The organism is Geodermatophilus maliterrae, from assembly GCF_041018925.1.
In the GTDB taxonomy this organism is placed as follows: domain Bacteria; phylum Actinomycetota; class Actinomycetes; order Mycobacteriales; family Geodermatophilaceae; genus Geodermatophilus; species Geodermatophilus maliterrae.
Window position 1 is genome coordinate 1 of record NZ_JBFNXQ010000167.1, and the last position, 5,621, is coordinate 5,621.

The 5,621-nt window shown below is 60.6% G+C and carries 3 rRNA genes; all 3 read left to right on the plus strand.

Annotated features, from left to right (window positions below):
• Positions 1–154 precede the first annotated feature (154 nt).
• The 3 genes from ABQ292_RS25860 to rrf all read left to right on the plus strand — a co-directional run bounded on the left by ABQ292_RS25860 (position 155) and on the right by rrf (position 5,612).
• Positions 155–1,681, plus strand: a 16S ribosomal RNA gene (locus ABQ292_RS25860).
• 535 nt (positions 1,682–2,216) lie between these two features.
• Positions 2,217–5,360, plus strand: a 23S ribosomal RNA gene (locus ABQ292_RS25865).
• A 135-nt stretch (positions 5,361–5,495) separates the two neighbouring features.
• Positions 5,496–5,612 (plus strand): 5S ribosomal RNA (gene rrf / locus ABQ292_RS25870).
• The 16S, 23S and 5S rRNA genes sit together here, the layout of an rRNA operon.
• Positions 5,613–5,621 lie beyond the last annotated feature (9 nt).

Genomic DNA, 5,621 nt, shown 5'->3' on the forward strand with positions numbered 1-5,621 from the left:
GCGTCCGTTCCTTGAGAACTCAACAGCGTGCCGAAAGTCAGTGCCATGTTTTGCCCCGTGGCCTGGTCGGTTTGTCCGGTCGGGTTGTGGGTTTCTTTGAGGTTGTGTGATCGAGATCTGTCAGGTCTCGGTTCTCGGCCTGGTGTCAGATTCATCTACGGAGAGTTTGATCCTGGCTCAGGACGAACGCTGGCGGCGTGCTTAACACATGCAAGTCGAACGGGGCTTGCCGCTTCGGTGGTGGGTTCAGTGGCGAACGGGTGAGTAACACGTGGGCAACCTGCCCCCGGCTCTGGGATAACTCCAAGAAATTGGGGCTAATACCGGATGTCCTCTGCTGGCCGCATGGTCTGGTGGTGGAAAGGGTTTCCGGCTGGGGATGGGCCCGCGGCCTATCAGCTTGTTGGTGGGGTAGTGGCCTACCAAGGCGACGACGGGTAGCCGGCCTGAGAGGGTGACCGGCCACACTGGGACTGAGACACGGCCCAGACTCCTACGGGAGGCAGCAGTGGGGAATATTGCGCAATGGGCGGAAGCCTGACGCAGCGACGCCGCGTGGGGGATGACGGCCTTCGGGTTGTAAACCTCTTTCAGCAGGGACGAAGCCGGAAGGTGACGGTACCTGCAGAAGAAGCACCGGCCAACTACGTGCCAGCAGCCGCGGTAATACGTAGGGTGCAAGCGTTGTCCGGAATTATTGGGCGTAAAGAGCTCGTAGGCGGTTCGTCGCGTCGGCTGTGAAAACCTGAGGCTCAACCTCAGGCCTGCAGTCGATACGGGCGGACTTGAGTTCGGCAGGGGAGACTGGAATTCCTGGTGTAGCGGTGAAATGCGCAGATATCAGGAGGAACACCGGTGGCGAAGGCGGGTCTCTGGGCCGATACTGACGCTGAGGAGCGAAAGCGTGGGGAGCGAACAGGATTAGATACCCTGGTAGTCCACGCCGTAAACGTTGGGCGCTAGGTGTGGGGGCCATTCCACGGTCTCCGTGCCGCAGCTAACGCATTAAGCGCCCCGCCTGGGGAGTACGGCCGCAAGGCTAAAACTCAAAGGAATTGACGGGGGCCCGCACAAGCGGCGGAGCATGTTGCTTAATTCGATGCAACGCGAAGAACCTTACCTAGGCTTGACATGCACGGAAATCTCGCAGAGATGCGGGGTGCCTTTGGCGTCGTGCACAGGTGGTGCATGGTTGTCGTCAGCTCGTGTCGTGAGATGTTGGGTTAAGTCCCGCAACGAGCGCAACCCTCGTTCCATGTTGCCAGCACGTGATGGTGGGGACTCATGGGAGACTGCCGGGGTCAACTCGGAGGAAGGTGGGGATGACGTCAAATCATCATGCCCCTTATGTCTAGGGCTGCAAACATGCTACAATGGCCGGTACAAAGGGCTGCGATACCGCGAGGTGGAGCGAATCCCAAAAAGCCGGTCTCAGTTCGGATTGGGGTCTGCAACTCGACCCCATGAAGTTGGAGTCGCTAGTAATCGCAGATCAGCAACGCTGCGGTGAATACGTTCCCGGGCCTTGTACACACCGCCCGTCACGTCACGAAAGTCGGTAACGCCCGAAGCCGGTGGCCCAACCCCTTGTGGGAGGGAGCCGTCGAAGGCGGGATCGGCGATTGGGACGAAGTCGTAACAAGGTAGCCGTACCGGAAGGTGCGGCTGGATCACCTCCTTTCTAAGGAGCAGCTGGCCGGCGGACATGCGTCTGTCGGTGCAGAGCCGCGCCCAGCACGAGACGGTTCCTCGACCGTGAGGAGCTGCGGGTTGGTGGGGTGGTGCTCGAGGGTGGAACGCTGACCAGTTCGGCCGCCGGCTCGTGGCCGGCTCCCAGTACGGCCCTTCCCTTCGCGGGGTGGGTGTGGAACGGGGTCGGGCACGGGGGTGGGGGTCGTAGGCACGCTGTTGGGTCCTGAGGGAACGGACCCCCTGGGCCGGAGTGATCCGGTGGGGGGTGGTTGTCTCTGGTCCGGGGCCTTCCTGGTTCCACATCGCCTCGCCGGTCGTGGGTGGTCATCACCTGTGGCGGGTCGGGGGTCGGGTGGGGTCGTCGGGGGGTGGCTGGTTGGTCGTTGAGAACTGCACAGTGGACGCGAGCATCTTTTGACTCTGCGTGGATGTCTCCGGTGCGCCGGAGGGATCCGTGTGGTGTCGAGTTTCTTGTAGGTGTCCCGCCTGCGCGCCCTGAGGGTGTGTGGGTGGGGTTTTTGTGTGGCCAAGATGTTGAGGGCACACGGTGGATGCCTGGGCACCAGGAGCCGATGAAGGACGTGGGAGGCTGCGATATGCCTCGGGGAGCTGCCAACCGAGCGTTGATCCGAGGGTGTCCGAATGGGGGAACCCCGCACCAGTCATGTGGTGTGACCCGCGCCTGAACACATAGGGCGTGTGGAGGGAACGTGGGGAAGTGAAACATCTCAGTACCCACAGGAAGAGAAAACAACCGTGATTCCGTGAGTAGTGGCGAGCGAAAGCGGATGAGGCTAAACCGATCGCATGTGACAGCCGGCAGGCGTTGTGTGGTCGGGGTCGTGGGACGATTCTGCTGGTTCTGCCGGACCGGCGGGGAGTGAGAAAGTGCATGTGTTAGGGGAAGGCCTCTGGAAGGGGTCGCCGGAGAGGGTGAGAGCCCCGTACCCGAAAATGCTGCACCTCCCGAGTCGTATCCCAAGTAGCACCGAGCCCGTGGAATTCGGTGTGAATCTGGCGGGACCACCCGCTAAGCCTGAATACTCCCTGGTGACCGATAGCGGACGAGTACCGTGAGGGAAAGGTGAAAAGTACCCCGGGAGGGGAGTGAAATAGTACCTGAAACCGTGTGCCTACAAGCCGTGAGAGCCGTGAAGCGCGCACTTCGGGTGTGCGGCGGTGATTGCGTGCCTTTTGAAGAATGAGCCTGCGAGTTAGTGGTACGTGGCGAGGTTAACCCGTGGGGGGTAGCCGTAGCGAAAGCGAGTCCGAACAGGGCGGTTCCAGTCGCGTGTCCTAGACCCGAAGCCGAGTGATCTACCCATGGCCAGGTTGAAGCGCGGGTAAGACCGCGTGGAGGACCGAACCCACCAGGGTTGAAAACCTGGGGGATGAGCTGTGGGTAGGGGTGAAAGGCCAATCAAACTCGGTGATAGCTGGTTCTCCCCGAAATGCATTTAGGTGCAGCGTTGCGTGTTTCTTGCCGGAGGTAGAGCACTGGATGGCCGATGGGCCCCACAAGGTTACTGACGTCAACCAAACTCCGAATGCCGGTAAGTGAGAGCGTGGCAGTGAGACTGCGGGCGATAAGGTTCGTAGTCGAGAGGGAAACAGCCCAGATCATCGGCTAAGGCCCCTAAGCGTGTGCTAAGTGGAAAAGGATGTGGGATCGCAGAGACAACCAGGAGGTTGGCTTAGAAGCAGCCATCCTTGAAAGAGTGCGTAATAGCTCACTGGTCAAGTGGTTCCGCGCCGACAATGTAGCGGGGCTCAAGCACACCGCCGAAGCCGTGGCACTCCGCCGTGATCCTGTCTCCCATCTTCGGATGGGGGGCCAGGTGGTGGGGTGGGTAGGGGAGCGTCGTGTGGCGGGTGAAGCGGCGGAGTGATCCAGCCGTGGACGCCATGCGAGTGAGAATGCAGGCATGAGTAGCGAGAGGGGAGTGAGAACCTCCCCCGCCGGAAGACCAAGGGTTCCTGGGCCAGGCTAATCCGCCCAGGGTGAGTCGGGACCTAAGGCGAGGCCGACAGGCGTAGTCGATGGACAACGGGTTGATATTCCCGTACCCGCGAAGGAACGCCCATGCCGGACCCAGTGATGCTGACCCACCGAAACCGGTGATCGTCTTCGGACGGTGGCCGGGAGTAGCTGGGGACCCGAGCTGGTAGTAGGCAAGCGATGGGGTGACGCAGGAAGGTAGTCGGGCCGGTGAGTGGTAGTACCGGTGCAAGGGTGTGGCCCGTTCCGTAGGTAAATCCGCGGAGCATGCAGGGTGAGGCCTGACGCATAGCCGAATGAGGCGAATCCGATGATCCTATGCTGCCGAGAAAAGCCTCTAGCGAGTTCCGAGCGGCCCGTACCCCAAACCAACTCAGGTGGTCAGGTAGAGAATACCGAGGCGATCGAGCGAACTGTGGTTAAGGAACTCGGCAAAATGCCCCCGTAACTTCGGGAGAAGGGGGGCCGGTGGGTGTGAACACTCTTGCAGTGGGCAGCACCGGCCGGCCGCAGAGACCAGTGAGAAGCGACTGTTTACTAAAAACACAGGTCCGTGCGAAGTCGTAAGACGATGTATACGGACTGACGCCTGCCCGGTGCTGGAACGTTAAGGGGACGGGTTAGTGCGCTCTTCGGGGTGTGCGAAGCTCAGAACTCAAGCGCCAGTAAACGGCGGTGGTAACTATAACCATCCTAAGGTAGCGAAATTCCTTGTCGGGTAAGTTCCGACCTGCACGAATGGCGTAACGACTTCTCAGCTGTCTCAACCACAGGCTCGGCGAAATTGCACTACGAGTAAAGATGCTCGTTACGCGCGGCAGGACGGAAAGACCCCGGGACCTTCACTACAGCTTGATATTGGTGTTCGGTTCGGCTTGTGTAGGATAGGTGGGAGACTGTGAGGCCGGCACGCCAGTGTCGGTGGAGTCGCCGTTGAAATACCACTCTGGTCGAATTGGATGTCTAACCTCGGTCCGTGATCCGGATCAGGAACAGTGTCAGGTGGGTAGTTTAACTGGGGCGGTTGCCTCCTAAAATGTAACGGAGGCGCCCAAAGGTTCCCTCAGCCTGGTTGGCAATCAGGTGTCGAGTGCAAGTGCACAAGGGAGCTTGACTGTGAGACCGACGGGTCGAGCAGGAGCGAAAGCTGGGACTAGTGACCCGGCACCGGCAGGTGGAAGCGGTGTCGCTCAACGGATAAAAGGTACCCCGGGGATAACAGGCTGATCTTCCCCAAGAGTCCATATCGACGGGATGGTTTGGCACCTCGATGTCGGCTCGTCGCATCCTGGGGCTGGAGTAGGTCCCAAGGGTTGGGCTGTTCGCCCATTAAAGCGGTACGCGAGCTGGGTTTAGAACGTCGTGAGACAGTTCGGTCCCTATCCGCCGCGCGCGTAAGAGACTTGAGAAGAGCTGTCCCTAGTACGAGAGGACCGGGACGGACGAACCTCTGGTGTGCCAGTTGTACCGCCAGGTGCACTGCTGGTTGGCTACGTTCGGCAGGGATAACCGCTGAAAGCATCTAAGCGGGAAGCTCGCTTCGAGATGAGGTCTCTCACCCAGTCAATGGGGTAAGGCCCCCGCCCAGACCAGCGGGTTGATAGGCCGGAAGTGGAAGCACCGCAAGGTGTGCAGCTGACCGGTACTAACAGGCCGAGGGCTTGACCACACACCTGCACCGGTCAAGAAACGTTGGTGAGGGTGTCTCGCGTCCACTGTGCGGTTCTGAACGCATCCAACCACCCCCGGCGCCCGCCCCGTGCGGGTGCGCCCGGGGCGGGCGTGGAGAAGTCGTTCGCAGTGTTACGGCGGTCATGGCGAGAGGGAAACGCCCGGTCCCTTTCCGAACCCGGAAGCTAAGCCTCTCAGCGCCGATGGTACTGCCCTGGAGACGGGGTGGGAGAGTAGGACACCGCCGGACAACCATTCC